The following is a 24,740-nucleotide window of genomic DNA, read 5'->3' as shown; positions in this document are numbered from 1 at the left end:
GTTCCGCGCGCTGCATTTTCAGATCTTGGTAGCCGTCTGCGCTGTGATGTTTCACCGTGTTGCTCGCCATCAATGATAAACCTCTGACCAACAGGCCGATCCAGAAAAGCTCAAGAGGCATCGTCGCGAGGATTACGGGCTTCGAATCCGACAATACGGCTCTGTACCACGACCAATTCGAATTTTGGCAAAGCTGGAGCCGGTTCCTGACCTTTCGAGGGACTGATGAAACTGACAGCCATTGCAATGGCAAAGGCAAAGACGCCGTTGCGGATCAGGCCGATTGCCAAAGATGCTTCGTTTGCGCGTACCAGGTTGACTGTCTCAAACCCGCAAGCGGCATTCTCCATTGCTTGACGGCCACCCGCTCCGCCTTCAGCAATTATTGCGAGATATTTCGATCCATAGCCATATCGAGGTTTTGGTCTTAAACCCTGGAAGCCGACAAGCGCCCCCCCAAAGAAAGAACAGCATCGATACAAACAGCAATGCCAAAACGATGTACTTTATCGTCGATGGCGCCAAACCATCGACAACAGTCTTCGCCACTGCGCCACCAACAGTCAGAGCAATCGATAGTGTCGCAGTCAACTTTGAAAGTTTATCATCGAGTTCCTTGGCTCTCACCCACTCGCTCTCGATATACTTTTTAAGATCGTCATCACCGAGTTTTCGGATATCAGCAAAAGCCTCGTGCGTTTGCCAAACTTCCATCCTTTTCAGAAGCTTCCGATTAATAGGGTATATCCGGAAGAAATCCGGCAAGAGCGGATTCAGGAAGGTTGACCACGACAAGCGAGTGCCTCCGCAATAGCATTTGAAATCCCTCGACCTCCTCGGTCGAGCCAGCCCCACTCCCCAGTCGGATTTATCTCAATGAACCAATACTGATCTTTCGAAAGAGCCAGATCGATCGCTGCGTATTCCAACCCGAATTGCTCCACCAACTTCAGGCAACGGTCGGCGATTTCTGGGGGAAGAGAATAATCGTGATACTCCAATACCGCCTTCGGTCGAAGCCTCCAGTCGCCTTCGATTGCCGCACCACCGTCTGTCACAGCAACACACCACAACCGCTTTCCGACAATCGTAACTCGAAGATCCGTTTTGGGAGAAAGGACAGCCTGAAATGTCGCAGGGGCTGCTCGCAAGCTTTCGTCGGCGCACTCGCTCCAATCAATGATCGTCGTGTACCCAAAATGCTGTACGTCACCCTCGAACAAAAGAACGGTATCAATGCTCTTTAGTGCAACCTTGTCCCCAATGACGTGCGGAATGTCCGCCAGCGGGTCGTTGGTTATCCTAGTCTTCGGTACCGCGAATCCAAGCATGGCCGCCTTGCGCAACTGCAGTGGCTTGATTTCGCCGTTATAAGTCTCTGTCGGCCGATTGACCCAGACCGCCTGATCGAAGAGCATCATCCCACGCATCAAGGCAGCCCATTGCGACCGTTCCAATTGCTCTGACGGAGACAGCCCTCGCCCAGGCGTATTTCTGAGAAAGGTGGGCTGCCGCCACCAGACCGACCGAAGTCCCGAGCCCACCTGCCATTCTCTCTGGTCATGGCGACAAATCATACTGGCCGCCAAAGGATCAATCGTAATCCCCCACTCGGAAAGCTGCTCGCGGTTAATCCGGAGAAAGGACACGTTCATGTCCGCCAAATGATGACATATACGATCGGTGGACAGATCGGCCAAACTGGAAAAGATCAGCACCTCCACGCGTTCCGCCAGCAAAGTCATTCGCCTTTTTGATCTTCACCGGTCTCGAGATCGTTCTTTTTGGTCTTCATCTCGCTTTCCGGATCAAAGGCGATTAATCCCTCCTGACCGCGCCAGACGCCAGCCACAACGTCATACTCAGCGTCGGAGGGTACGCCACTGCCATTTACCTTGGTTGTCTTCGCTACGCGTTGAAGAATATGCATGCAGAATCCTCTATACTATTGTAGTTGATAGAGATGAAGGTATGCGCCATAGGAAAAATACGCAATCGTGTGGCCTACTTTCAAGCAACTATACATTTAGCCTCCCCTATCTACGCAGGATTCATCGAAAGGCTGGTCCAAGGCAAAATACTGCCGACCTGACCTTCCCGGACACAACCTCGATCATCATTGATACAAATCATTTCGGGGCGCGGAGCAGCGTTTTGGTCGATCCCGCCGCTATCCAGAATACGCAGGTTCAAAATCAGTAGCTGGCGCGTACATCGAGAGAACGATTGCCGGATTTTCCTCGATCCGCGAGTTTCGCTCGTAACCTCGTGCCGCGTTCACGGTCTGCATGGAGATGTTCAGATAGGCATTATACGAATCGTAGGCGACGCGTTTCACTGAAAATCCTGTAGTAAAGGCAGCGGCAAGAAGCATTCCGTTGGAAACATAATTCCCCAAGTATGTGAACAGTCCGAACGCCCGCGACAAGTCTTCGGCACGATGTTTCAAGCCGTAACTCCCAACTTGGCGATTGAACGATTTCGTCCTTTTCTGCCGCGAAAGGAAGATCAGTGCCAACTCGAACTGGTCTGCCGCCCAATCGTCATTGTAGGCTTCGCGTCGTCTGTCCGCAAACAGAGCTTCACGCTCTTCCTTCGGCTTCCGCAACTCATCACGGCCGCCATGCCAGATCGAGTCGAAACCTCGTAGCGTCAGCTCTGGATTCTCATCAAGCACCTTGCGAAGCATTGCCCGAGCCACGGAGCGCGAAAGATATCGGGCGCGCTTTTCGCCATCGATGATGGCAGATACACCTAAAGCGGCACAATACATTTCGTTATCGACGTCTATCCGTAGGCGGCCGCTCTTTATCGACGTCAGAAAGCTGGCATAGGTTGAAAACCCTAAGCCTTTTGCGGCCGCCTCCATTCGGTGCGTCGGCCGTGTCTCAGGATGAGACTTTCTCAGGCTTTCCTTGATGAAGGGTAGATCGGATTCATGGACAAGCAAGTGCATGGCGAAACCTCATCGCTTCGGCAGCTGGACGCCATTTAAATCAGCAGCCGAGGGACAGGATTCGGCGTACATCTTATAAGAGAAGTGCGGCTTTTAACTTGGCGACAGGTTAGGAACCACGGTCCACCGGGAACAATTGCGCTACCGCTGCGATTCGTCAAGGGCGCTCGACACGCGATCGTCAGCGGCCATAGACCGAAACACTTCTGACCTTATCATAGAACCGATCAATGAGACCTTGTTCATCCACGCGTTCAACCCGCATCGGCCGACCGAGACTGGCAGCGCTGGCATTGGGAAAGGCCCATTCAAGTTTTGGATTGCGGCGCAGATTCTTCACCGCGAGAAGAACCCCATATGGTCCTCGGATGCCAGAATCGTCCAGAACGAGCTGGATATCACGCAAGTGTCGAGCGAACTCCTCGCGAAACTCATGAACTGTTAGTCGTCCCTCCCCATCCCGGACAGAGAAAGGATGGGAGACATAGGAGTGGACGAGCCAATCATCACCGATAAAGAAGCGCGAGATTGATCGCCATTCTTGGAACGTCGCGTCCCGAGCCTCGACGCCATTCTCACACCCTTTGAAAACACCCTGGCTCTCCCCGTGATAATGACGCATCACTTTCAGAACACCCCGCCCGGGATCGAAAGGCGCCCGCTCCCGTTCATAATGCTCTTGTGGCACGATCGCGATATGCAGCGTTGCGCCGTCGTTCTGCATGATGTCACGCGCCTCGACAGCCGCATTCTCACGCTCCATTAGCTGTACGGTATCGGCTTCCAGCTTCTCGATCGGTGTAAACAGCGCGTGGAGTTGGTCACGGGGGATCGGCGTGTTTTGCGCACCGGTGCGTAAATGAAAGCCGCCGGTAATCTTATTCTGATAAGGCCGCAGGCGATGGTCAGGGAGATCGAGCCACAAAATGAACCCTCCCGCGTCCAAATCGAGGAATTTCACATGAACGCCCAATGGCTTGGGGTCTATGTTGTCCTGAATGATTGAAGTGATGCGGCGTTGTAGGGCATCGCGATCGCCCTCCATTGGCTCGAAGCGCGAGAAGACTCCCCTCTTTTCATGCACGCCGACGATCAAGTACCCAGGTCCAGCGTTCAAGAACGCCACGACATCATCGATGAAGTTTGATTTTCCACGTTTATCATCCAGGTTCAGGAGTGCCTTGAACTCATAACCCTGTCCCTCGAAAACGAGGCCGGACAGGATGCCATCAATAGTCGGCACCGGCGGTTGTTCATTCATTCTTCGACCCTTTCAGTATTTGCCGACTGAATTCTGTTGGTAACATTTCATTGTCACGGATCGAGATCAACGCACTGATATCGAGACGTTCTGACGACATGGCGCCGGCTTGCGCTTGCCACTCAAATGGTAGGCTTCATTTTTGGGGTTTGGGCTCTCGGCGCCTTCACGGCGTTCGACCTCTCACACTTGGCCAACAAGGTCTGAGTATTCGGCTGTCTGTCACAACGGCTCTTTCGATGCTTACCATCATTCCGAAGCTGATCCTGAAGCGTTCGGAGCCAGTTCCGTTCACTCGATAGAGTGCGATTCCTGGCCCTCCTCATCGGCGGCTCCGCCTTGTGAATCGGCCACCTCCTCTTTGACAGCATTGCGGCTCAACAACCCTGCATCCTCCAGCGCCTCCATGTCCGGGAGGTCCCGCAATGTCTCCATGCCGAAGGCCGACAGAAAATGTTTCGTCGTCACATAGGTATACGGCGCCCCTGGCGTCGGGCTGCGCGGCCCAGAGGAAATAAACCCTGCGCCACGCAGCGATCCGATCAGATCGCGGCTGACCTCCTTGCCAAAGATCTTCGACAGCTCGCCGCGTGTGACTGGCTGGAAATAAGCAATTGCCATCAGCACCATGGACTCATGCTCGGACAGCACCGCAGCGGCAGATCGCGTCGGCGCGCAAGAAGCCCGGATCGCCTCCGCATAAGCCACTCGGGTCCGATGCTGCCAACCACCAGCCACGGAGACCAGCTCATAAGGCCTATCACGCAACTCTTCGATGAGGTCATCAATGATCAGGTCAATGCTGCAATCCTTTCCGACCACGCGCGCCAACATTTCACGCGTCACCGGCTCAGCCGAGGCAAAAATCACTGCCTCGACCCGCATCATCCATTCCCGCCACCGCAATTCCACCGGCAGATCCCTCAACTCCCGATCAAGCAGACGTTCGTCTCCTTCACTTGATCGCGTTCTTTGTCTTGACTTCGCGGGGCTCGTTCCGGTCATCCTCACAATCCATAGATCCGGAACGACGATCGGCCGGACAGCTCGCGCACGGCGCCAAAACTCTGAAGCCGCTCGAACATCCGGGTGCTTGCCCAACGAGATAGTTTGATGCCCGGGGCCGAAGCCAGGACCGCATCTTCATCCAGCAAGCTACGAATGATCGGTTCGGCACCTTTGGTACGCAGTTTGGGAGCAACGGCCAGAAGCTGATCTGCGCGACGCGCTATCTCCGCTGCTGACCGCAAGGCTGAATCGATCGCGTCAACCAGAGCCAAACAGATAGCTGTGGCGAACGCCACTTCGCCGGGGCGGACCCGCCCCCTCCCCCCAATGGTGCGGAAGGCTGGACCGTAGCGTTCGGACAGCAGAAGCGGGACAGGTTTTGGCCATTTGAGTTTTTGCGCCAGGACACTGTCGGCCAGCATAAACGCCAGCACTTCAGCGTCCGGGCGAACGGCAGAAATCGCCGTTATCAGGTCCGCCACCGCGAAGGGAGCCGCCCGCCCGGATTGAAGCGCAGCATCGACCAGATCAGGAATTGCCGCAAGGTCTTCATCCCATCCGAGCGCCAACAAGTCCGCGAGCTCATTTACGAAATTCGTGGTGACACCACCGGATCGACCTGGCGATCTTTTCGTGACCAAAAACAGCTTTCCGGCCGGTCCGGGATCATCCCCTGGGGCAGTCAGCAAAACCGCGTCACGCAACGCGTGATCGTCCTCGTTTCGGCCCATCAGCCGCACGGCAACGGCAGCACATTTAAGGGCTTGCCGCGACCGCCAGCAGCCGGCCCAGACCGGATCCAGCTGAACCAGATCATCAAGTGATTTCAAGGCGATGCCGGCTGCAAAGGCCGCATCCGCCTCCGATACATCGCGGCCGCGCGACCGCGACCATCCCGGCAGACTGAACAGTCGGATCGGCATTGATGAGGGGGCGAATGGCAACGAATCCATGCCGGAGACGCTACACCGGATGTGCGGTTTATGCCATCCGTTTCAGCAATATCCGCACTGCCTGTCGTTATCTTTTTATGAATGATAATCTTGCATTATCGTTCATAATACTCTTTATAGAGAAAAACCGCATTCTGAGGCCGTTCATGCCCGAAAACGACGTCGATCCGCACGCCAGCCCGTCTCTCAGCACGGAGGCGGATGTTGCTTTGGAGCCTTCCGGGCCGTCGGGCGCCGTGGCTGGCCATCTTGCGCCGCTGGTCGAACGGGCGCGCGGATATGTCGAAGCCGCAAGCTCGGCCAATACGCGGCGCGCCTATGCCGCCGACTGGGCGCATTTTTCAAGCTGGTGCCGGCGCAAGGGTCTTTCTGCCCTGCCCCCGAATGCGGAGATTGTCGGGCTCTACATCACGGCGCTTGCCTCCGGCGAGGCCGCTGCCGGGGCAAAGCCGAGCGCGGTTTCCACCATCGAGCGGCGGCTTTCGGCGATCGCATGGAACTATGCCCAGCGCGGCCTCTCGCTCGACCGCCGCGACCGCCATATCGCCACGGTGCTTGCCGGCATCCGCAATCGCCATGCCGCGCCGCCGCGCCAGAAAGAGGCGATCCTGCCCGAGGAGCTGATCGCCATGGTCGAGACGCTCGATCGCGGCACGCTCCGGGGCCTGCGCGATCGCGCCATGCTGCTGATCGGTTTTGCCGGCGGCCTGCGCCGCTCGGAAATCGTCGCGCTCGACTGCGGCCGCGACCAGACCGAGGAGGGAGACGGCTGGATCGACATCCTTGACAAGGGGATGCTGGTGACGCTCCGGGGCAAAACCGGCTGGCGCGAGGTCGAGATCGGCCGCGGCTCCTCCGATCTCACCTGCCCGGTCGCCGCCGTCGAAACCTGGCTGAAACTCGGCAGGATCGGCCATGGCCCGCTGTTCCGCCGTGTCACCGGCAAAGGCAAGGTCGTCGGCCCCGAACGGCTGAAGGACCAGGAAATTGCCCGCCTCATCAAGAAGACGGTTCTTGCCGCCGGCATTCGCGGCGAATTGCCGGAGGCCGAACGGATAAAGCTGTTCTCCGGTCACTCCTTGAGAGCCGGGCTCGCCTCCTCCGCCGAGGTTGACGAGCGCTATGTCCAGAAACAACTCGGCCATGCGTCGGCCGAGATGACAAGGCGATACCAGCGCCGGCGCGATCGGTTCCGCGTCAATCTCACCAAGGCGGCGGGGCTGTAGCAGCCCCTCCCCTGCCGTGGCTCTCTCAGAGCTTTGGGCCGTGTCGGGAGCGCTCCGCAATGCTCGACAGATCAACTTTCTTGCCCGCGACATCCGCGACGATCTTCAACGTGCCGCCAAGGGATTCAACATAATCGCGAAGCGTCGACAGTTTCATGTCGGCCCGCTTCTCCAGTCTCGAAACATTGTTCTGCTTGATACCTGTTCCAACGGACACATCCTCCTGCGTCCGTCCGGCAAGTACGCGCAGTTCCCGCAGATTGTAGGCCGCAACAAGCTCGCCGGCACGCTTTTCAATAGCGCCTCGTTCTTCTTCAGGAAGCGTCTGCATCAGCTTATCGAGATCATCCATGTTTCTTCTCCAACTCGCTCAAATGCTCATCGTACCGTTTGTCCGCCAGATCAAGCAGGCGCTTGTAAAAGAGTCTCTGGCTCACACCGCTCTTTGCACCGCCGCAAAGGACTATAGCTGTAGCGGCTTGCCAACATAAGCGCCTCTGCTCGCAAACATCGGCATTTTCTGCTCGAATTATCTGACAATGGAGCGGGCGTCGTGCTCACGCTCTTTGCCAATGTGCTCGCAAACATCCGGGTCTGCTTGCAAACATCCGCCACGTGCTCAGATTAATTGCCAGCGACGGCATGGTCAAACCGGGACGCCTGCCTGTCGTAGTTGCTCGGTCAGCTGACGGGAATATTCGGGATCAAGGGTGCCCGCCAGGAAGGCGCGGATATACGGACATGCGCTGTGGCTTTCCCTCCTTGGCGCTTCGGGTGCAGGAGGTTCTGCAGCATGATCCGTTGTCAGGGCATCTCTTCGTCTTCAGGGGCCGCAGATCGGATATTTTGAAGATCATCTGGCATGATGGTCTGGGCGCCTGCCTTTTTACCCGGCGGCTGGAGAAGGGCCGGTTTATCTGGCCGAATATGGGATAGCATCCGTCAAGGTGGTGTAGAATTGGGACCGGGCCGTCATGATCAGGCGGCTCTGGGTGAAATTTCTCCATCGCAGCTACGCGAGGAGGTAGAGCTGAGTTTAAGTGCTGTCATTGAAGTTTCACGAGCCTGATAAACGGACGTCATATGTCGCCCATAGTGATGCAAATATTCAATCGATGCACCACTAACGATCAGGATTATTGTGATGCTGGCTCTGAACGGAGTTGCCGTGACCTATGCCAACGGCACCCAAGCTTTGAAGACAACGACATTGACGTTCAACCAGGGTCAGTTCGTCGTGCTCCTCGGTAGATCCGGCGCAGGCAAATCTACCCTCATCCGGACACTCAACGGCTTGGTTGCGCCGACGTCTGGTTCGATCACTTCTAACGATATTGGTGCTCTGGATGCGGAAACTAAGCTTCGCATTCACCGAAGGCGAACTGGGATGATATTCCAGCAGCACCAACTCATAGGGCGCTTGAGCGCGCTCGACAACGTCATGACGGGCCGCCTGGGCTACCACTCTGGCTGGCGTACGTTGTTCCCTATGCCGCGTTCGGATCGAAGGCTGGGGTTGGAATGCCTTGAACGCGTAGGCCTTCTTGACAAGGCTCTCGTCAGGGCGGATCAACTATCCGGCGGTCAGCAGCAACGGGTGGGCATTGCGCGCGCGCTGGTCCAGAAGCCCCAACTGGTCCTTGCAGATGAGCCCGTTGCAAGTCTGGACCCTGAAACGGCTGTCGAGGTCCTGTCGCAGCTTCGCGAAATATGCACAGCCGACGGCATCACTGCTGTGATCAGCCTTCATCAGATCGATCTAGCTCGCCGGTTCGGCGACCGGGTCATTGCTATGCGCGACGGGGAAGTGGTTGCGGACGCCGCTGTCGACGAACTGACCGATCAAATGTGTGCGTCGATCTACCGCAGCGCCCCAAGAAATCCGACCACAACACAAGATTTGTCCAACTACGAGTATGATCAACCTTTAGCTGCCATGGAGGCCGCATTATGAAGAAGCTTCTGTCCCTCGCATTCCTCGCCGTTCTTGGCTGGAGTTCGTTGGCGCATGCTGGCTCAAATCCAGAGACATTGCGCGTCGCGTTGCTACCGGACGAGAACGCCGCCACTGTCATCAAAAACAATCGTCCTCTCGAGGAGTATCTTGAGAAGACACTCGGTCGGGAGATTGAACTGATCGTAACGACCGACTACTCGTCAATGATCGAAGCGATGCGTTTCGGCCGGCTTGAGTTGGCTTATTTCGGGCCGCTCTCTTACACGCTCGCGAGAACCAAGGCTGATATCGAGCCTTTCGCAGCACTTATGAAGGATGGCGAAACTACCTATCGCGCTGTAGTTGTCGCCAATGCAGAGGCTGGCATCGAAAGCCTTGAAGATGCAAAAGGGAAAAAGGTCGCGTTTGGGGACGTGGCTTCCACCTCAAGCCACCTTATCCCGAAATCTATGCTGCTTAAGGCCGGAGTTGAGGCTGGAAAAGACTATAGCGAGAACTTCGTAGGGTCGCATGATGCCGTGGCTATTGCAGTGCAGAATGGCAATGCTCAGATTGGCGGACTTTCGTTGCCCATCTACAATTCAATGGTCGCTCGTGGCACCATTGATCCTAAGAAAGTTATCGCCCTCGCCGAGTCCGATCCGTTCCCGCAGTACCCCTGGACCATGCGGTCGGATCTTGACACTTCGTTGAAAGAGGCGATCACCAAAGCCTTCATCGACCTTAAAGACGAAAAGGTATTGGCATCCTTCAAAGCCGATGGGTTCGCTCCGATCGATGACAAAGCCTACGACGTCGTCCGTGAGCTCGGTAAAGTGCTGAACTTGGACCTGAGTCAGTAAGGCGCGTTCGAGACAGTTTCTCACCTTTCGACGCAGGCGCTGGCCTGCGTCCTTTCTTCCAGGATATGTGATGACACAGCCGTCGGCCGACTACGACTCTATCCTTCAACATCAAAACAAAGCTTGGACCAGAGCTGGCGTGATCGCGTTGGCAATTGCGTGTGTGATCATTGTTAGCAGTTATCACTCCGGTCTTCTTGATCTGGAGCGTCTGGGATCTGGGTTTCCTGCGCTCTGGCAGCTCGGTACGGAAATGTTTCCCCCGGATTTCAACCGAGGCTTGGAGTGGATCAGCCCTCTCATCGACACTCTGGCGATGAGTATAGCTGGGACTGCGATCGCGGTACTGATATCACTTCCAGTTGGCTTTTTCGCCTCAGGGAAAACAGCACCCAACGCTGTCATCTATATGATATCGCGTGGATTGTTGAATGGTCTACGGTCGATCCCGGAGCTGATTATGGGCATCGTCTTCGTGGCGGCAGTGGGATTTGGAGCGCTCCCAGGCGTGCTGGCTCTTGGTCTTCACTCGGTTGGCATGGTGGGCAAGTTCTTTGCGGAGGCGATCGAGCATTGCGATAATGCGCCTATAGAAGCCGCACGCGCAGCTGGTGCGTCGCCGTTCCAGATCGTGACGCGGGCGATCTTGCCACAAGTTCTACCGCAATTGGCCGATGTGACCATCTATCGGTGGGAGTACAACTTCCGCGCCTCGACAATCCTGGGCACTGTGGGAGCTGGTGGTATCGGTTTCGAGTTGATGACATCCCTCCGGATCATGAATTATCAGGAGGTTCTTGCGATCATGCTCGTTGTCCTTCTGATGGTCACCATCGTTGACCAGGTCGGCGCTCTCCTCCGCCGCCAGCTGCAATAGAAGGATAAATTAAATGCTCCCAAAGGTAGTAATCACCCATCGCGTCCACGAGGAGATTATCTCAAAGCTATCTCCCCACGCTCGTTTAGTTTGCAACGATACTGATGATACATGGCCCCGCGAGAAACTGCTCGCAGAATTGAGCGACGCCAAGGCGATGATGGCGTTCATGCCGGACATGATCGACGCGTCTGTACTCGCGCACGCTCCCGATCTTCAACTTGTGGCATGTGCGCTGAAAGGCTTCGATAACTTCGACATCGAAGCCTGCACGCAGCGTGGAGTCCACGTCACGATAGTGTCCGATCTTCTCACTGACCCGACAGCCGAACTTACAATCGGTCTGATGATTGCTCTTGGGCGGCACATTCTGCCAGGCGACAAGAGCGTCAGGAGGGATTACAAAGGTTGGCGCCCTCGGTTTTACGGCCTTGGGCTGCAGGGCACAGCAATCGGCATTTTAGGGATGGGAGCGATCGGAAAAGCTATAGCACAGCGCCTAAGTACCTTCGGCGCCATTGTGTCGTACTGGGATCGTCAATCCCTGGACAAAGCCGATGAGATCAGACTGAACGTAAAGCCTCTTGAATTTGACCAGTTGATCTCGTCGTCTACCTTTCTTGTGTGTGCACTCCCGCTTTCGGCCGAAACGAAGCATCTCCTCGGCGCTGAACAACTCGCCAAAATGCCCAAAGGAGCACTTCTTATTAATCCTGCACGCGGAAGCGTGGTTGATGAAGAGGCTGTTGTCGCTGCATTGCAGGCGGGGCGCTTGGGAGGCTACGCCGCTGATGTTTATGAGATGGAGGACTGGGCCAGACCCGACCGGCCTGACAAGGTCCACGGGGGTCTCCTCAATCGCGAACATGATTCGATCTTGACACCCCACATAGGCTCAGCAGTGGCGAAGTCGCGTTTGGCTATCGAGCACGAGGCTGCTGACAACATTATAGATTTTGTCCAAGGCCGAAGACCTCGTGCGGCAATTAACGAGGTTCAACTAATTCCTTGATTAGAGAAAGTAATGTTTAGCCTTTCGCATGTCGCAGCATTCATAGAGGTAATCGAAACTGGCAGCTTTCACGAGGCGTCGCGACGGCTTCAGATATCCCAACCGACTGTCTCACATAATGTGAAACGATTGGAGGATATACTAGGGGTGCGGCTGGTCGAGAGGAGGAAGGACAAGTGTGTGCCGACTCGGCAAGGGCTCGTATTCTTGCCATTCGCACGCAGCCTTTTGACCGTCACGAAGAGATCTCTGGACCGCCTGCACAGCGGCCGGATTACGTTGGGTGCCAGTACTAACATCGGTACCTATATTTTGCCAGTCCACTTGAAGCGTTTACAGGATGCTCAAGGCCGGCCACCTGAGGTGGCCGTTGCCTCAAATCCTGAAATCATCGAAAAGCTCTTGAGGAAGGAGATTGATCTAGCCTTTACCGAATGGTGGGACGATCGAAAAGGATATCAAGCCCGCCTTTGGCGGAAGGAAAAGCTGGTAATAATCGTATCCCCACAGCATAATTGGAGGACGCGAAAAACAATTGAAGCGGCAGAGTTATTTCAAGAGTCCCTCATTGGCGGAGAACGTGGAACCGGTACCGGATCCGTGCTCCGCGAGGCCTTCGGCCAAGCGGCAGAGCAATTCCCAATCTCATTCAATGTCGGGAGCACTGAGGCTGTGAAGCATGCAGTTCGAGCTGGTCTCGGCATTTCGATCGTGATGAGGAGCACTGTCCTCGATGAGCTCGCGTCGGGTAGGCTTTATGAGGTTTCTGTTGAGAATGTGGTTCTCGAAAAGTCTGTGTGGGCTGTACATCCCGTACATATGGAGGATGGTTCACCGGAAGCAATCGCGCTTAAGGTTATACTCGATGCGAGCGCCCCTCTGGGTGACCTAGTCACGTGAATCTGAAGTTCGGTTCATTGTCTTCTGGCAGAAACGCTTGACGGCTGCGAGGATCTGGTCTGCGGATTTGACCCATTTGTATGGGGTTGGGTTTTCGTTGTGGCTTTCAATGAATGCGTTGATGTCGGCTTCCAGTTCTGCGGTAGAACGGTGGACGCCACGCTGCAATTGCTTTCGCGTCAGCTCTGCAAACCACCGCTCCACCTGATTGATCCAGGACGCCGACGTCGGCGTGAAGTGAACATGCCAGTGCGGGCGGCGCGCAAGCCAGGCCTTGATCTTCGGCGTCTTGTGGGTTGCATAGTTGTCCATCACCAGATGCACGTCCGGCCCATCAGGCATTTCGGCATCGATCCGTTTCAGAAAGTCAAGAAACTCGGTGGCCCGATGCCGCTTGTAGCAATGACCGATGACCGCGCCGGTGGCAATGTCGAGCGCGGCAAACAGAGACGTCGTGCCGTTGCGGACATAAGTATGCGTCCGCCGTTCCACAACGCCCGGCGCCATTGGCAGAACCGGCTGCTCGCGGTCCAATGCCTGGATTTGCGATTTCTCATCCACGCAGAGCACGATCGCCCGATCCGGCGGCGCCATATAAAGGCCGACGATATCCTGCACCTTGTCAACGAAGAGCGGATCGGAGGAAAGCTTGAATGTCTCGGCACGATGCGGTTGCAGGCCGAATGCTGTCCAGATCCGCCGGATGGTGGTGTGCGAAAGCCCGCTGTCGGCCGCCATTGAACGGATGGACCAGTGCGTGGCGTCCCTGGGCGTCGTGTTCAACGTGCGTTCGACAACCTCAGCAACCTTGGCATCGGAGACAGTGCGTGGCCGACCTGCCCGGTATTCGTCTGTCAGCCCCTCAATGCCATCCTGTACGAACCGGCGACGCCATTTCCCAACCGTGTGCTCGTGAACACCCAAACGTTCGGCAACATCCTTGCTTTGAAGGCCTTGCGCGCAAAGCAAAACCATCCGGCATCGATCCGACAACGAGCGTGGCGCTTTATGCCGGCGCACCTGAGATTCGAGGAAATTTCTATCAGCCTCGCTCAGAACGACGAGGGCAGCCTGTCTGCCAACCATAAACCAAACTCCTGCTCTTGTGACAGAAGGTCAACAAAATGTGACTTACTTTTGTTCCAGGTGACTAGAGCACGTCCACATTACTCGGGGTCATATCCGCAAGATTTGAAGTAGTTGGCGCATTCCTGCGGCTCGAACATGGTAACGGCCTGGCCGACCGCATCCTTTGGTATCGCCGCCTCAATTCCCGGAGTATCCCATACAAGGGGGACAAGATCGGGGACCGCCCGATTTTCGATGCGTAAGGTTCCCTGCTCCATGTCGCGAATATTCGGCCGTCAGACACATAGTTGGTTTCCATGGATCGTTTGTCATAAACGAGGGTTTTTGAGCATGCCATAGCGCATGCCGTCACGCCCCTTGAATGGCGCGATGGAATCTTCTCAAAACTGTTATAGAAACGGTTGTCGCAAAATGCTATGTGTCCAACGACTTTCAAGAACATTTGGATGGCTATGCGGGTCGGGTACGCCAGGGTCAGCACGATCGATCAAAATCCGGAGCTTCAGCTTGAGGCGCTGAGACGCGCCGGTTGCGAGAAGGTGTTTACCGAGCGCGGGTCAGGCGCTCGCGATGACCGCCCGGAATTGGGCCGAATTCTCTCCGACGTGCTTCGCACTGGTGACACGCTCGTTGTCTGGAAACTCGATCGGTTGGCGCGATCGCTAAAGAAGCTCATCGCGACGGCGGAAGAGTTGGAGCGCGCGAAGATCGGGCTCGTGTCCTTGACCGAGAGCATTGATACGACGACGCCGGGCGGCATGCTGACCTTCCATGTCTTCGGTGCGATCGCCCAGTTCGAACGTGCTCTGATCCGCGAACGCACGACGGCTGGACTGGTCGAGGCGCGGCAACGTGGCCGCAAGGGTGGCCGCCCGCCCGCGATGCGCCCGGGCGATATTGCCGCGGCGCGCGCCCTGATGAAGGAAGGCAGCATACCGGTACGCAATATTGCGCAGCGCATGGGGGTTTCTGTTGCAACCCTCTATCGTCATATCGGCAAGAAGGGTGGCTCTCCCAAAACAGTGGAATCCGAGGACGTCCATGGCTGAGCGGAGAAAGCGGCCGCCCGGAGAGGCTCTTGTCGATCTTCGACGGCGATTGTCGCTGCTTTCTCCCCGTGATCCAGGCCGTACCGAGATTGTTGCTCGTGCCGCCGATGCCTACGGCATCTCGATCTGGACCCTGTATCGGGCGCTGCGGGAGTTGAACCGCCCGAAATCCGTACGGCGCGCCGATCACGGAACCTCCCGGATCGCCCCGCAGCCGGAGATGGAAACCTATGCCGAAATCATCGCGGCCCTGAAGATCAGAACGGCGAACCGGAAGGGGCGGCATATCTCCACGGCGCGCGCCATCAAGCTGCTTGAGGAAGACGGCGTGGTGACGCCCGATGGCCTGGTCCGTGCACCGCCCGGCATCTTGAAACGCGCAACGGTCGATCGGCTGCTGCGTGTTTCCGGCCTGGATTATGCGCGCGTCACCCGCCCGGTGGCTGCCGTCCGATTCCAGGCGCGGCGTTCCAACGAACTCTGGCACTTCGACATGAGCCCGTCCGACCTGAAGCAGGTGGAAGCGCCGCTTTGGGTCGAGGAAGGGCGCGGCCGGCCGACGCTGATGCTGTTCTCCGTGGTCGATGATCGCTCCGGCGCGAGCTATCAGGAATACCGCTCCGTCTACGGCGAGGACGCGGAGTCCGCCTTGCGCTTTCTCTACAATGCCTTCGCCGCCAAGCCTGAACCGGAACTGCCGCTTCAGGGGATTCCAACGACCATCCATATGGATAACGGGCCGGTGAGCCGCTCGCGCGTTTTCCAGTCCGTCATGGGTAGCCTTGGTGTCCGGGTTCTCACGCATATGCCCCCGTCGGACAGCGAGCGGCGCACGCCGGCGCGAGCGAAAGGCAAGGTCGAGCGGCCGTTTCGCACGATCAAGGAAGTGCACGAGACCCTCTATCATTTCCACAAGCCGAAGGACGAAGAGGAAGCCAACCTTTGGCTCAGGCGCGCCTTGGTCACCTACAATAACGGCGACCATCGCACAGAGTCTCATGCACGCATCGAGGATTGGCTGCGGCATCTTCCTCCTGACGGGGTGCGGGCGATGTGCTCCTGGGAGCGGTTCTGCGCCTTTGCGCGCGAACCGGAACGACGGACGGTTGCTGGAGACGCGACCGTATCGGTCGAAGGCGCATCCTATGAGGTCGAGCCCGAACTTGCCGGCGAAACGGTGACCTTGCTCTGGGGCCTATTCGATCAGGAACTGTTCGTCGAGCATGAGGGCAAGCGCTTCGGTCCATTCCAACCTTCGCGCGGGGCGGTTCCCCTCTTTCGCTATCGCAAATACCAGAAGAGCAAGCTCGAAGAGCGGCTCGACAAGGTGGTGCGCCTGGCAGACCAACTTGGGCTCCCCCGCGCCGCGGTCACCGGCGGGGATCGTCCATTGCCTTCGCTGCCCCCGACCACGGCTGGGCTGAGTGTACGGCGGACACCGTTTCCGGAACCCGCAATAGAGACCGCTTATCCAAATGGCCTCGCAGCCCGTGGGGCCATCGCCGACCAGCTCGGCCGGCCGATCGGCGCGATGAATGCCGGTGACCGCGCCTTCATCAATGAACTGCTTGGAGAAACACTCGACAAAAAGATGATCGCGGCCCGTATCCGCGAACGCTTCCAGGCGCGAAGAAAGGAAGAATGATGCTCGCTGACGTTCAATCCAGTTACGGCCTCGACCGGCCTTTCCAAGGGGCCGGCAACTTTGAGACCGAGCATCAGCGCACGATCATCCGCGAGGTGTGTGCGGCCGTCCAGACCGGTCGGCTTGTCGTGGTCTCCGGCCTGGTCGGTTCGGGGAAAACCCACCTTTTGCGCCGCATCGAGGCCGAACTCACCAAAGCCGGCAAGGTCGCACTCGCCAAATCGCTGGCGGTCGACAAGCGGCGCACTTCGCTGCCATCGCTCATTGAAGCCCTGTTCTACGACTTGTCTCCCGGCGATCGTGCGCAGGTCAAGATCCCCAAGCAGGCCGAGCGCCGGGAGCGCGACCTGCGCGACATCATGAAAAAAGGCAAACGGCCGATCGTCCTCGTGGTCGACGAGGCCCATGACCTGCACCACAAGACCTTAACCGGCCTGAAGCGACTGATGGAGGTGGTCGCCGACGCCGGCGTGCTCCTTTCCGTACTTCTTGTCGGGCATCCCCGGTTGCGCAATGATCTGCGCCGGCCGCAAATGGAGGAGATTGGCTACCGCACGACCATTTTTGACTACGAGGGGATCGGCTCCGCGCGCCGCGACTATGTTGCCTGGCTGCTTGGCGCCTGTGCGGCCGAAGGCGTAAAGGTTGGCGAACTCCTCGAGGAAGAAGCCATCGACCTCATCGCCGAACGTTTGCGCACGCCGCTTCAGATCGAGATGCATCTCACCCTCGCATTCGAGCAGGGCTTTCGCCTCGGCGCCAAGCCGGTTACCGCCGAAATCGTCGAGCAGGTCCTGTCCCGCGCCATCGACGATCTCGAACCGACGTTGACCCGAAATGGTTACGATGCGACGGCTCTGGTCACGCACCTCAATGCTCGGCCGTCGGATATCCGCGCCTTCCTGGCGGGCACCCTTGATCCCGAATATTCCCGTCAGCTGACCGAGCAACTACGACAGGCAGGCGTCCCGGTTTGACCATGCCGTCGCTGGCAATTAATCTGAGCACGTGGGGGATGTTTGCAAGCAGACCCGGATGTTTGCGAGCACATTGGCAAAGAGCGTGAGCACGACGCCCGCTCCATTGTCAGATAATTCGAGCAGAAAATGCCGATGTTTGCGAGCAGAGGCGCTTATGTTGGCAAGCCGCTACATATAGCCTTTCGCTCCGGATCGAAGGCAAACGCGAACCGCCATTGCACCTTCAACACCTTGACGCGCAGTTCCTTCATGTTCGCGTGTTTGGAGCCTTCGAGTGTGTCGACCTCAGGCCGTCCCAGTCGAAATCCCTTTTCGCGAAGCAGCACCAGATGCGCGAGCAATTCGACCCGAACATCTGCTGGAAGATCTGTGATCTCGCCTTTGAAGCGGTGATGAAACGCGACCTTCCATTTCGTCATTTAATATCCTAAATGATATAGATACTTTGGGATATATAGTCAATTTCTCTCCTCAACGCAACGGTAACGCTTCCTCTGGAGGTGCCGGCAAATAATGAATTATCCGTATCTCCTATGTCCGGACATCGGCTTTTCTCACCAATGCGGCAGGTTCCGTGATGACGCCTGCGCTCCAAGTCATCTCCCCGGCTTTTTCAGCGAGCGTGCCAGGGCGGGCGAGACGGAAAGACCATCATCGCGGCGGTCCTCCCCTCTCCCGTCGGCATCGGGTTTTGGCGGCGGCTCGTTGTTTCCAGCCTCGATCCGTGCCCTGAGCAGCGCCATGACCATCGGCCAGACGGAGAACTGGCCGTCGCGGGCGCGGTCCGTCAGGTTGCGCAGATAGCCGCCGGGGCTGACGACGGCTTCGCCGCGCTGGTAGATGGCGGCAAGGGTGATCGCGGCCTGTTTGTCGCCCATGATTTCGGCCGCCTCCCGCCAGGCGCTGGGACTGACGCCCAGCATCGGCCGGGCGATCTCGGCGACACCCAAAAACTCCCGCCAGTTACGGATCGAGCCGCCCTTTGCCAGATCCCGCCAGCCTTCGCAGGCGTCCAGCACCAGTGCCAATGGCATTTCCCGCTTCGGCAGGCTGTGCAGGTTGTCGGTTTCGTCGGCGCTGCCACTCGCTTCTGGTCTATTTCCTAAGCCATATTCAGATTCAAATTGGGATTCTGGGTTTGAATTCTGTTTGTGACGCTCAGAATGAGACTCATTGGCGTTCTTTTTTTGCGGATTTACGTGAAATTCCAATGTCTCACGCACTTCCTCGTGCAGCAGGGCCAGAGCATCGCAAATATCCTCGGCGATCGCCAGGTCGGGGCGGCGCGGAAGCCGGTCAATGATCTCTCGATAAATGCGCGTCATCTTCGCCCATTCGCCCGGAACACCCTCATCGAGCCCGGCCTCGATCATCTTGACGATGTCACGGCGCAGCAATGTCAGCCGTTCCCGGGCGCATTTCAGCGCCAGACGCTCCTCGGCGATCCGTGCGGCCATCGCCTCGAACTCGGTCGCCCTGGCGACAAGCGGCGACAGGTCGAAGCCATAGGCCTGCTCGACCTGCCCTCCCCTGCCCTTCCTGGCGAAGCGCTTGCCGTTCGGACTGTCGCGGCGGATGATCAACCCGCACTCGACCAGGACGGCCAGATGGCGGCGCAGCGTCGCCGGCGAGATGCCGTTGGCGCGCGCGATCAACTGCTCATTGGAGGGCCAAACCACGAAGCCGGTTTCCTCCGCAAGCTCGTTCTCGGGATAGAAGGTCAAAAGCGCGTTCAGGATCGCAAGGCCGCGATCACTCGCCCCCAGCGCTTCCCGCGCCTCGCGCACAGTATGGAACAGTTTCCACTTATTGAGCCGAGCCCCCTTCGGGGCTTCCCGCGCCACTTTCTGACTTGAAAGCATCGCGAGCGACATCGGCCGCCGCCCAAAGGGCGTCGTTGTCATCGCATTGTCCATGGTTCACCTCTTAAAAAGGCAAAAGAATCCGCCCCTCCCCACATCGAATGCAGGAAAGCCTCTTGACGGAAACGGTCGGAAATGCGAATCAGTAGGTGCTAGTTACAAATCGGCTTCCGGACGCTCGTCGTTTGGGGGCCTTTTTTCTTTTGCGCGTTATCCTTTCTTCTGCTGACGTTGAAATTCGTCGTAAAGCGCTTCTAACTGGGCGGAAAGATAGGTGCCAAAGGCATCCGCATCCGCAGCCTTGAGTGAAAGAGAAAAACCGTTTGTGGCGTGCTTTGTTGTCACGCTCATCTTATTGTCAGCCAGCGACCATTTCTTCTCGCTGACATTCTTCAGCCTCGCCCGCCTTCCCTTGCGCTTCAGCTCCTCAAGCAGCGCCAGGCATCGTTCCGGTGAGCCGAGCTCCTGAAAACGCCCCTCCCCCACAAACTGACGCGCCTGTTCCAGCTTTGCTGGCGGCAGCAGCAAACGTTTTAGCTCATCCCAACGATCGCGGCCGATCCCTTTGGCCGCCCCGATCTGCTCGAGAATGTCCGTCGGGATGCCCTCCGCGATCGAAAGCATGCGCGAAAGCATGGCGTTATCAATGCTGAGCGCCTGACGGATGGCCTGCCTGTCGATGCCGGATTGCTGCAGCCGGCTGGCAAACAGCGCCTTTTCGATAAAGGAGAGGTCCGCGCGCGCCGTGTTCTCCTGTCCCTGGGCCACCACATGCGCAAGCTCCTCGAGGTCGCGAATAATCGCACGGACCTTGATGCCAAGCATCTTTGCCGCCCGGGTGCGGCGATGACCATATACGAGCATGAAGCGGCCGGCGACGTCCGGATTGGGTCGCACAAGGATCGGCGAAATCTGCCCAGCCTCGCGAATGGCTTCAACCAGCACATTCAAGGCTTCGCCATCTTCCTCGATGCGGTCGACATAGGGCGATGGATCGATATCGTCCGGGTCCAGCATGACAACTGTCTCGCCGTCCTGGACACGCAGCGAATTCTCCGCCATTTCCTCAAGCGATAGCAACATCGAGCGCGATGCGCCGCGCAAGGCATATGCGGAGCGCCCGTCTTGCCCAGCCTCAGGCTTATCGCTGGCCTCTTTCGGGCTTATGACATGGTTCAAAAGGTGCTTGCGTGCCATATCAGTCCCCCCGATCGCGTGACAAGTATTTGAAGATGCGACAAAAAACTTCTGTTCGTACGGCTGGCAACATCACTTGCGTCCCCATGCCTGGTGGATGAGTTCGGCAATCTCTCCATTGACGTCGTTTAGGCAGCCGATCGCACGGTCATAGGTCGTTCGCGTGAACTGTACACGCTCGACCTCGTAGAGCGTCTGCTTGGTAATACCTGCATCGGAAATGGCTGTGGACTTGACCATGTGGTTCTTGAGCATCCTGCTCCCGAACATCGCTTGCATAAAGCCGACCATCTGTGCCTGCGGTCCGTCTGTGGGCTCATAACGGGTCACCAAGTAGCGGAACCAGTTAAGCTTCACGCTGGCACCTACGCCGCGAATTGAATCAAGAATGCCGCCCAGCATCAGCAGGAACTGGCTCATTGACAGAATATCGAGCATTTGCGGATGCACGGTAATCAGCACTGAGGTCGACGCAGTCAGCGCCGTCAAGGTGAGGTAACCCAGTTGTGGCGGGCAATCGATCACCACGACATCATAATCGGCTTCAACCTCCTTCAGCGCCCTGGTGAGGCGGGTGAAGAAAAGTCGGCCTTCCTGAGACGACCGGTCGGTGGCGGCAAGCGGTGTCTCATATTCATATTCCTGCAGCTCGAGATTTGCCGGTACGATATCGAGTCCGGGAAAGTTGGTCGGGCGTATGATCTCGCTGATTGGCTTGATCTGGTCATCATAACGCAACGCCTCGAACAGAGACGGTGAGTTGTCGAGCTCCGGCTGGATACCGTGCAGCGCAGTGAGCGAAGCCTGCGGGTCGAGGTCGATCGCCAGCACGCGGTGGCCGGTCAGCGCCAGATACTGGGCGAGGTGAGCCGTGGTCGTGGTCTTGCCCGAACCGCCCTTGAAATTGACCACGGAGAGAATTTGCAGATCGTCACCTGGTCGACGATGAGGCACATAAAACTTGTCGGAGCGGCCATTCTTGTCCAGAAAACGGCGCAACTCTAGGATTTGCTCGGCCGAATACGAGCGGCGGCCGGAGGCTGAAACGACGGGGGAGGGGCCCTTGCCCTCTAAGTGCAGTTTCTTGATATGGTTCTGGGTGACGCCGAGAAACTCCGCAACCTCGGCAATGCCAAACAGCCGCAGTCCCTTCTGTGCATTCGGGGGGAACTGCTCAATGCGCAGCAGGTCGAGCTTATCCGAGATAAGCTTTCCCTGATCAAGGATCTCGTCGGCAAAATCGGATTTGCCGGTGTTTGCAACAGACTGTGTCGTCAAGGAATCACTGCCATCGACTCGGTTAATTCTCTAAGAGCGCTTTTTATACGGTTACTGATGAAAAAGCGTTATTAGTATGGACCGATTCGTCGAACGTGCAAGGTATTTTTAGTTAACGAGAGATTAACGCATCGCCGGGCAAAATACGAAGTGAATGCCGTTTAGGTCAGCCAGCCTAACGAGTGTCGAGCCACGTAAATCAATTAACCACGGATCAACCGGAAGCGTAACGACAAAATTCCAGTAACTCACTATTTTTTCTAACAATAATCCCATTCTTTACGGCTGGCAATCGCACGAGTCTGTCTGGAGCACATTTCGAAGAAGGGAGGTTATTGGGAATGACACACGGGATTGTTGGAGATCGTACAAACCAGCACAAGATATCTGGCAGATGAGATGACTGGTGGCGCCGTAGCAAATGACGATTACCTTTAATCGGCTTCGCAGTGATGCTAAGAAATTTCGAGTGGACGAACTGAGCACCGCCATGTGCTCTGGACCAAAGCCACACGCAAATTAGTGCATCTATGATCTGAGGGCTAGCCGGGTGGGCATCGAGCCCATTCGGAGTGAGCATAGGGCCTTCACCACACTAACGCTCGGGCGACTTCGTAGCACATGCGCCATAATTCTCTGCCGTGAAGCAGACCGCCTGGCATCACGTCACCCGCGCAGCCGGGCGCGTTCTCTCGCGTGGGGAGAGCTTTTGGGGCTTTTCACATATCGCTTGGACCGACCTCAAAATCCTGGAAAAGTGGTGCGCTTCGCCACCTCGTCGCCTAGACTGGCGAAGGCCAAGCTGTCAGACTTCATGACGCTAGTCACGTGAATCTGAAGTTCGGTTCATTGTCTTCTGGCAGAAACGCTTGACGGCTGCGAGGATCTGGTCTGCGGATTTGACCCATTTGTATGGGGTTGGGTTTTCGTTGTGGCTTTCAATGAATGCGTTGATGTCGGCTTCCAGTTCTGCGGTAGAACGGTGGACGCCACGCTGCAATTGCTTTCGCGTCAGCTCTGCAAACCACCGCTCCACCTGATTGATCCAGGACGCCGACGTCGGCGTGAAGTGAACATGCCAGTGCGGGCGGCGCGCAAGCCAGGCCTTGATCTTCGGCGTCTTGTGGGTTGCATAGTTGTCCATCACCAGATGCACGTCCGGCCCATCAGGCATTTCGGCATCGATCCGTTTCAGAAAGTCAAGAAACTCGGTGGCCCGATGCCGCTTGTAGCAATGACCGATGACCGCGCCGGTGGCAATGTCGAGCGCGGCAAACAGAGACGTCGTGCCGTTGCGGACATAAGTATGCGTCCGCCGTTCCACAACGCCCGGCGCCATTGGCAGAACCGGCTGCTCGCGGTCCAATGCCTGGATTTGCGATTTCTCATCCACGCAGAGCACGATCGCCCGATCCGGCGGCGCCATATAAAGGCCGACGATATCCTGCACCTTGTCAACGAAGAGCGGATCGGAGGAAAGCTTGAATGTCTCGGCACGATGCGGTTGCAGGCCGAATGCTGTCCAGATCCGCCGGATGGTGGTGTGCGAAAGCCCGCTGTCGGCCGCCATTGAACGGATGGACCAGTGCGTGGCGTCCCTGGGCGTCGTGTTCAACGTGCGTTCGACAACCTCAGCAACCTTGGCATCGGAGACAGTGCGTGGCCGACCTGCCCGGTATTCGTCTGTCAGCCCCTCAATGCCATCCTGTACGAACCGGCGACGCCATTTCCCAACCGTGTGCTCGTGAACACCCAAACGTTCGGCAACATCCTTGCTTTGAAGGCCTTGCGCGCAAAGCAAAACCATCCGGCATCGATCCGACAACGAGCGTGGCGCTTTATGCCGGCGCACCTGAGATTCGAGGAAATTTCTATCAGCCTCGCTCAGAACGACGAGGGCAGCCTGTCTGCCAACCATAAACCAAACTCCTGCTCTTGTGACAGAAGGTCAACAAAATGTGACTTACTTTTGTTCCAGGTGACTAGTGACACTAGTCATTGGGATCGCGCATGATAACACCATGGCCGTCCTTTTCGCTCAATGCAGGCGATGCAGCTGGAAATGCCGAAACCAATTCAGATTACGGGAGCACTGGCGTCCCTAGTCATAGTCTTCCTTCTTCTCGGTTGCGTCGCGGATCCTTCGACGGAAGTGACAATAGATGCCGACCAGCAGAAAAGCGGCGGCGGGCCATCGCTGATTAGCTTCAAGACAACAGAACCGCCCGGAACAATCATCGTAGAGCCGGATGACCACAAGCTCTATCTTGTCCAGGAGGCCGACACGGCGCTGGCCTACAACGTGGCAGTCGGCAGAGAAGGCCATGACTTTTCGGGAAAGGCTGTCATTGGGAGGAAAGCCGAATGGCCGACCTGGACGCCAACGAGCTCAATGATACGCGACCGTCCAAAGGTGAACGCACCTATAGCCACGGGACTGCCCGGCAGCGAGACGAATCCGCTCGGCGCTCGCGCCCTATACCTTTACCAGGATGGCACCGACACGCTCTATCGTATTCACGGCACGAATGATCCGTCTTCGATTGGAAAGTCAGTTTCGAGTGGCTGCATCCGCCTGCTCAACAGCGATGCCATTGATTTATATGATCGTGTAGGCGTAGGCACCCACGTCGTCGTCCGTTAGAATT

The 24,740-nt window shown here is 57.0% G+C and carries 25 protein-coding genes and 1 pseudogene; 11 read left to right on the top strand and 15 right to left on the bottom strand.

What is annotated here, in order from left to right:
- Positions 1–110: 110 nt before the first annotated feature.
- The 8 genes from AZF01_RS24180 to AZF01_RS22675 all read right to left on the bottom strand — a co-directional run bounded on the left by AZF01_RS24180 (position 111) and on the right by AZF01_RS22675 (position 6,178).
- Positions 111–350: a hypothetical protein gene (locus tag AZF01_RS24180; protein ID WP_024710153.1), complete on the bottom strand. Its 240-nt coding sequence runs from the start codon at positions 348–350 to the stop codon at positions 111–113.
- A 25-nt stretch (positions 351–375) separates the two neighbouring features.
- A complete protein-coding gene (locus AZF01_RS22705) occupies positions 376–795 on the bottom strand; it encodes a hypothetical protein (RefSeq protein ID WP_024710152.1) in 420 nt (139 codons plus the stop codon).
- Complete coding sequence (locus AZF01_RS22700) at positions 774–1,745, bottom strand: RimK-like protein (protein ID WP_036238494.1); 972 nt, start codon at positions 1,743–1,745, stop codon at positions 774–776. Before AZF01_RS22700 ends, AZF01_RS22705 begins: the two co-directional genes overlap by 22 nt.
- Positions 1,742–1,930 carry a hypothetical protein gene (locus tag AZF01_RS22695; protein ID WP_024710150.1) on the bottom strand — a complete coding sequence of 63 codons (189 nt, stop codon included), beginning with the start codon at positions 1,928–1,930 and terminating at the stop codon, positions 1,742–1,744. The genes AZF01_RS22700 and AZF01_RS22695 overlap by 4 nt, the downstream gene beginning before the upstream one ends.
- Positions 1,931–2,170: 240 nt before the next feature.
- Positions 2,171–2,956 carry a hypothetical protein gene (locus tag AZF01_RS22690; RefSeq protein WP_024710149.1) on the bottom strand — a complete coding sequence of 262 codons (786 nt, stop codon included), beginning with the start codon at positions 2,954–2,956 and terminating at the stop codon, positions 2,171–2,173.
- Between the two features lie 181 nt (positions 2,957–3,137).
- Positions 3,138–4,217, bottom strand: a complete 1,080-nt coding sequence (locus AZF01_RS22685; RefSeq protein ID WP_024710148.1) for a helix-turn-helix domain-containing protein — start codon at positions 4,215–4,217, stop codon at positions 3,138–3,140.
- 291 nt (positions 4,218–4,508) lie between these two features.
- Positions 4,509–5,222, bottom strand: coding sequence for an SMC-Scp complex subunit ScpB (locus AZF01_RS22680; RefSeq protein WP_024710147.1), 714 nt, complete (start codon positions 5,220–5,222; stop codon positions 4,509–4,511).
- Positions 5,223–5,224: 2 nt separating this feature from the next.
- Positions 5,225–6,178 carry a DUF1403 family protein gene (locus AZF01_RS22675; RefSeq protein ID WP_024710146.1) on the bottom strand — a complete coding sequence of 318 codons (954 nt, stop codon included), beginning with the start codon at positions 6,176–6,178 and terminating at the stop codon, positions 5,225–5,227.
- A gap of 146 nt (positions 6,179–6,324) precedes the next feature.
- Here AZF01_RS22675 and AZF01_RS22670 point away from each other — a divergent pair, with 146 nt between their 5' ends.
- The gene (locus AZF01_RS22670; RefSeq protein WP_024710145.1) at positions 6,325–7,404 is read left to right on the top strand and encodes a site-specific integrase; all 1,080 of its coding nucleotides are present in this window, start codon (positions 6,325–6,327) and stop codon (positions 7,402–7,404) included.
- 25 nt (positions 7,405–7,429) lie between these two features.
- On the opposite strand, the gene AZF01_RS22665 is transcribed toward AZF01_RS22670, so the two are convergent.
- On the bottom strand, positions 7,430–7,756 hold the full coding sequence (locus tag AZF01_RS22665; protein ID WP_024710144.1) for a helix-turn-helix transcriptional regulator: 327 nt from the start codon (positions 7,754–7,756) through the stop codon (positions 7,430–7,432).
- Positions 7,757–8,145: 389 nt separating this feature from the next.
- On the opposite strand from AZF01_RS22665, the pseudogene tnpB reads away from it, so the two are divergent.
- From tnpB to AZF01_RS22635, 6 genes and pseudogenes are all read left to right on the top strand, one after another.
- Positions 8,146–8,328: pseudogene (gene tnpB, locus AZF01_RS24600) on the top strand (IS66 family insertion sequence element accessory protein TnpB); the annotation flags it as partial.
- A 220-nt stretch (positions 8,329–8,548) separates the two neighbouring features.
- On the top strand, positions 8,549–9,358 hold the full coding sequence (phnC, locus tag AZF01_RS22655) for a phosphonate ABC transporter ATP-binding protein (RefSeq protein WP_006473175.1): 810 nt from the start codon (positions 8,549–8,551) through the stop codon (positions 9,356–9,358).
- The gene (phnD, locus tag AZF01_RS22650) at positions 9,355–10,203 is read left to right on the top strand and encodes a phosphate/phosphite/phosphonate ABC transporter substrate-binding protein (protein WP_024710143.1); all 849 of its coding nucleotides are present in this window, start codon (positions 9,355–9,357) and stop codon (positions 10,201–10,203) included. Before phnC ends, phnD begins: the two co-directional genes overlap by 4 nt.
- A 70-nt stretch (positions 10,204–10,273) precedes the next feature.
- The gene (gene phnE, locus AZF01_RS22645; RefSeq protein WP_006473411.1) at positions 10,274–11,080 is read left to right on the top strand and encodes a phosphonate ABC transporter, permease protein PhnE; all 807 of its coding nucleotides are present in this window, start codon (positions 10,274–10,276) and stop codon (positions 11,078–11,080) included.
- 13 nt (positions 11,081–11,093) lie between these two features.
- Positions 11,094–12,092: a phosphonate dehydrogenase gene (locus AZF01_RS22640; RefSeq protein ID WP_003501101.1), complete on the top strand. Its 999-nt coding sequence runs from the start codon at positions 11,094–11,096 to the stop codon at positions 12,090–12,092.
- A gap of 12 nt (positions 12,093–12,104) precedes the next feature.
- Entirely contained in the window at positions 12,105–12,992 is an 888-nt protein-coding gene (locus AZF01_RS22635; RefSeq protein ID WP_024710142.1) for a LysR family transcriptional regulator, read from the top strand.
- On the opposite strand, the gene AZF01_RS22630 is transcribed toward AZF01_RS22635, so the two are convergent.
- Positions 12,981–14,078, bottom strand: a complete 1,098-nt coding sequence (locus AZF01_RS22630; RefSeq protein WP_024707196.1) for an IS630 family transposase — start codon at positions 14,076–14,078, stop codon at positions 12,981–12,983. The genes AZF01_RS22635 and AZF01_RS22630 overlap by 12 nt on opposite strands.
- 455 nt (positions 14,079–14,533) lie before the next feature.
- Here AZF01_RS22630 and AZF01_RS22620 point away from each other — a divergent pair, with 455 nt between their 5' ends.
- From AZF01_RS22620 to AZF01_RS22610, 3 genes are read left to right on the top strand one after another with little or no spacing between them, the layout of a single operon-like run.
- Positions 14,534–15,130 carry a recombinase family protein gene (locus tag AZF01_RS22620; protein ID WP_024710158.1) on the top strand — a complete coding sequence of 199 codons (597 nt, stop codon included), beginning with the start codon at positions 14,534–14,536 and terminating at the stop codon, positions 15,128–15,130.
- On the top strand, positions 15,123–16,775 hold the full coding sequence (locus AZF01_RS22615) for an IS481 family transposase (protein ID WP_003501095.1): 1,653 nt from the start codon (positions 15,123–15,125) through the stop codon (positions 16,773–16,775). The genes AZF01_RS22620 and AZF01_RS22615 overlap by 8 nt, the downstream gene beginning before the upstream one ends.
- Entirely contained in the window at positions 16,775–17,752 is a 978-nt protein-coding gene (locus AZF01_RS22610) for an ExeA family protein (RefSeq protein WP_024710159.1), read from the top strand. The genes AZF01_RS22615 and AZF01_RS22610 overlap by 1 nt, the downstream gene beginning before the upstream one ends.
- Before the next feature lie 155 nt (positions 17,753–17,907).
- On the opposite strand, the gene AZF01_RS22605 is transcribed toward AZF01_RS22610, so the two are convergent.
- The 5 genes from AZF01_RS22605 to AZF01_RS22585 form a co-directional block, all read right to left on the bottom strand.
- The gene (locus AZF01_RS22605) at positions 17,908–18,174 is read right to left on the bottom strand and encodes a type II toxin-antitoxin system RelE/ParE family toxin (RefSeq protein WP_024706737.1); all 267 of its coding nucleotides are present in this window, start codon (positions 18,172–18,174) and stop codon (positions 17,908–17,910) included.
- Positions 18,175–18,351: 177 nt separating this feature from the next.
- Positions 18,352–19,671 (bottom strand): plasmid replication protein RepC, encoded by a 1,320-nt coding sequence (gene repC / locus AZF01_RS22600; protein ID WP_024706736.1) that lies wholly within the window; start codon positions 19,669–19,671, stop codon positions 18,352–18,354.
- A 156-nt stretch (positions 19,672–19,827) separates the two neighbouring features.
- Positions 19,828–20,814 carry a plasmid partitioning protein RepB gene (repB, locus tag AZF01_RS22595; RefSeq protein ID WP_024706735.1) on the bottom strand — a complete coding sequence of 329 codons (987 nt, stop codon included), beginning with the start codon at positions 20,812–20,814 and terminating at the stop codon, positions 19,828–19,830.
- Between the two features lie 72 nt (positions 20,815–20,886).
- Complete coding sequence (gene repA / locus AZF01_RS22590; RefSeq protein WP_024706734.1) at positions 20,887–22,092, bottom strand: plasmid partitioning protein RepA; 1,206 nt, start codon at positions 22,090–22,092, stop codon at positions 20,887–20,889.
- An 820-nt stretch (positions 22,093–22,912) separates the two neighbouring features.
- Positions 22,913–24,010, bottom strand: coding sequence for an IS630 family transposase (locus tag AZF01_RS22585; RefSeq protein ID WP_024707196.1), 1,098 nt, complete (start codon positions 24,008–24,010; stop codon positions 22,913–22,915).
- Between the two features lie 132 nt (positions 24,011–24,142).
- On the opposite strand from AZF01_RS22585, the gene AZF01_RS22580 reads away from it, so the two are divergent.
- Positions 24,143–24,736 carry a L,D-transpeptidase gene (locus tag AZF01_RS22580; protein ID WP_244435540.1) on the top strand — a complete coding sequence of 198 codons (594 nt, stop codon included), beginning with the start codon at positions 24,143–24,145 and terminating at the stop codon, positions 24,734–24,736.
- Positions 24,737–24,740 lie beyond the last annotated feature (4 nt).

Origin of the sequence: Martelella sp. AD-3 (assembly GCF_001578105.1) — a bacterium.
Taxonomy (GTDB): domain Bacteria; phylum Pseudomonadota; class Alphaproteobacteria; order Rhizobiales; family Rhizobiaceae; genus Martelella.
This window is presented reverse-complemented; position numbering and strand designations above follow the sequence as displayed.

Bases quoted from the DNA above. Each gene is read 5' to 3' on its own strand.
- AZF01_RS24180 (WP_024710153.1), bottom strand. From the start codon at position 350: ATGGAGAATGCCGCTTGCGGGTTTGAGACAGTCAACCTGGTACGCGCA.
- AZF01_RS22700 (WP_036238494.1), bottom strand. From the start codon at position 1,745: ATGACTTTGCTGGCGGAACGCGTGGAGGTGCTGATCTTTTCCAGTTTG.
- AZF01_RS22695 (WP_024710150.1), bottom strand. From the start codon at position 1,930: ATGCATATTCTTCAACGCGTAGCGAAGACAACCAAGGTAAATGGCAGT.
- AZF01_RS22690 (WP_024710149.1), bottom strand. From the start codon at position 2,956: ATGCACTTGCTTGTCCATGAATCCGATCTACCCTTCATCAAGGAAAGC.
- AZF01_RS22685 (WP_024710148.1), bottom strand. From the start codon at position 4,217: ATGAATGAACAACCGCCGGTGCCGACTATTGATGGCATCCTGTCCGGC.
- AZF01_RS22680 (WP_024710147.1), bottom strand. From the start codon at position 5,222: ATGACCGGAACGAGCCCCGCGAAGTCAAGACAAAGAACGCGATCAAGT.
- AZF01_RS22675 (WP_024710146.1), bottom strand. From the start codon at position 6,178: ATGGATTCGTTGCCATTCGCCCCCTCATCAATGCCGATCCGACTGTTC.
- AZF01_RS22670 (WP_024710145.1), top strand. From the start codon at position 6,325: ATGCCCGAAAACGACGTCGATCCGCACGCCAGCCCGTCTCTCAGCACG.
- AZF01_RS22665 (WP_024710144.1), bottom strand. From the start codon at position 7,756: ATGGATGATCTCGATAAGCTGATGCAGACGCTTCCTGAAGAAGAACGA.
- phnC (WP_006473175.1), top strand. From the start codon at position 8,549: ATGCTGGCTCTGAACGGAGTTGCCGTGACCTATGCCAACGGCACCCAA.
- phnD (WP_024710143.1), top strand. From the start codon at position 9,355: ATGAAGAAGCTTCTGTCCCTCGCATTCCTCGCCGTTCTTGGCTGGAGT.
- phnE (WP_006473411.1), top strand. From the start codon at position 10,274: ATGACACAGCCGTCGGCCGACTACGACTCTATCCTTCAACATCAAAAC.
- AZF01_RS22640 (WP_003501101.1), top strand. From the start codon at position 11,094: ATGCTCCCAAAGGTAGTAATCACCCATCGCGTCCACGAGGAGATTATC.
- AZF01_RS22635 (WP_024710142.1), top strand. From the start codon at position 12,105: ATGTTTAGCCTTTCGCATGTCGCAGCATTCATAGAGGTAATCGAAACT.
- AZF01_RS22630 (WP_024707196.1), bottom strand. From the start codon at position 14,078: ATGGTTGGCAGACAGGCTGCCCTCGTCGTTCTGAGCGAGGCTGATAGA.
- AZF01_RS22620 (WP_024710158.1), top strand. From the start codon at position 14,534: ATGCGGGTCGGGTACGCCAGGGTCAGCACGATCGATCAAAATCCGGAG.
- AZF01_RS22615 (WP_003501095.1), top strand. From the start codon at position 15,123: ATGGCTGAGCGGAGAAAGCGGCCGCCCGGAGAGGCTCTTGTCGATCTT.
- AZF01_RS22610 (WP_024710159.1), top strand. From the start codon at position 16,775: ATGCTCGCTGACGTTCAATCCAGTTACGGCCTCGACCGGCCTTTCCAA.
- AZF01_RS22605 (WP_024706737.1), bottom strand. From the start codon at position 18,174: ATGACGAAATGGAAGGTCGCGTTTCATCACCGCTTCAAAGGCGAGATC.
- repC (WP_024706736.1), bottom strand. From the start codon at position 19,671: ATGGACAATGCGATGACAACGACGCCCTTTGGGCGGCGGCCGATGTCG.
- repB (WP_024706735.1), bottom strand. From the start codon at position 20,814: ATGGCACGCAAGCACCTTTTGAACCATGTCATAAGCCCGAAAGAGGCC.
- AZF01_RS22585 (WP_024707196.1), bottom strand. From the start codon at position 24,010: ATGGTTGGCAGACAGGCTGCCCTCGTCGTTCTGAGCGAGGCTGATAGA.
- AZF01_RS22580 (WP_244435540.1), top strand. From the start codon at position 24,143: ATGCAGCTGGAAATGCCGAAACCAATTCAGATTACGGGAGCACTGGCG.